This is a genomic window from Methylobacterium sp. E-065 (assembly GCF_022829605.1).
GTDB lineage: Bacteria > Pseudomonadota > Alphaproteobacteria > Rhizobiales > Beijerinckiaceae > Methylobacterium.
The window spans coordinates 1-1,107 of the sequence record NZ_JAKSYD010000213.1 but is presented as its reverse complement, the minus strand read 5'-3'; the positions used below and the strand labels follow the sequence as shown (position 1 = coordinate 1,107).

The following is a 1,107-nucleotide window of genomic DNA, read 5'->3' as shown; positions in this document are numbered from 1 at the left end:
GTCCTTCCATCATCACGCGTTGCGGGCCGGGCTGGCCTATCGGCGTGCTTTGGCTTTCCGGGCCGCGAAGCGTGCATCGCGCGCGGCCTTCTGCTCGGCGGCCAGCGCGACTTGCTGCGCTGCCTTCTCGGCCGCCTGGCGGACGCGTTCCGCCTCGGCGCGCTCGCGTGCAGCGAGAGCCTCCGCCTCACGCGCGGCCTCGGCGGCGGTACGAGCCGCCTCGCGCTCGTTGACCCGCACCTCGCGCGCCTCGACGAGGGCCTGCCGCTCGGCCTGCCGGGCCAGCACCGTCGGGTCATCCGCTGCCGGGCGGGCCCGGAACCGGTCAAGCGTCGCCTGTCGCGCTTTTGCTGTCGCATCGAGGCGATCGACGAGCTGGCTTGTCTTGAATTGACCCACGTACAGTCCTTCATCGCGCCGAAGCCGAGACCCGGCGCCAGAAACAGATGAAGCCGCCCCCGGGGGAACGGCTTCGAAACGCGTCAGAGGCAGAGGAGCGTGGCTCAGGCGGCCTGAAGGCTGCCGGCCGACTGCTTCCCGCTGCGGCGGTCGGTCTCCATCTCGTAGGAGACCTTCTGGCCCTCGACCAAGTTGTTCATCCCGGCGCGCTCGACCGCGGAGATGTGGACGAACACGTCCTTGCCGCCATCATCCGGCTGGATGAAGCCGAAGCCCTTGGTGTCGTTGAACCACTTAACGGTGCCGATGGTCATAGGTATTCCGTATCTATCTAGGCAGACGAATAGGTCGGGCGCATGCATCGCACGCGCTCGGTCGCTGGTGGTCGAAAATGGGAGAGATGCAGAGCGCTCGCCCTGGTGTGGCGAGACGGCCGAATATCTGGCCAAAGATCGATCTGTGACTTGTACGCTAACGGCGGCCCATTCACAACTACAAATCTGATCGGGAGAAAAACAGCCTGGGCGATCGCGCCTCTGCGTTCACGAGCTACGCTGTAGCGCCTGCTGTTCTTTTGAGGATCTGCGCTGATCCGAAGGGCGCATCGTCGCTGTGTAGGACGCGCCGGCTGCACGTGAACGGGGAGGACACGGCAACCGGCGCGCTCGCCGGCAGGAGCGTGAGGGCGCTCGACTGCTGCGATCGTTG

The 1,107-nt window shown here is 66.1% G+C and carries 2 protein-coding genes; both read right to left on the bottom strand.

Features of this window, described 5'->3' with window-relative positions:
- Nucleotides 1–36: 36 nt before the first annotated feature.
- Entirely contained in the window at nt 37–399 is a 363-nt protein-coding gene (locus MKK84_RS25610) for a DUF6481 family protein (protein ID WP_243924845.1), read from the bottom strand.
- Nucleotides 400–503: 104 nt separating this feature from the next.
- On the bottom strand, nt 504–713 hold the full coding sequence (locus MKK84_RS25605) for a cold-shock protein (RefSeq protein WP_243924844.1): 210 nt from the start codon (nt 711–713) through the stop codon (nt 504–506).
- Between the last annotated feature and the right edge of the window lie 394 nt (nt 714–1,107).

Excerpts from the sequence above, each read along its gene's own strand:
- MKK84_RS25605 (WP_243924844.1), bottom strand. The coding sequence starts at position 713 with ATGACCATCGGCACCGTTAAGTGGTTCAACGACACCAAGGGCTTCGGC.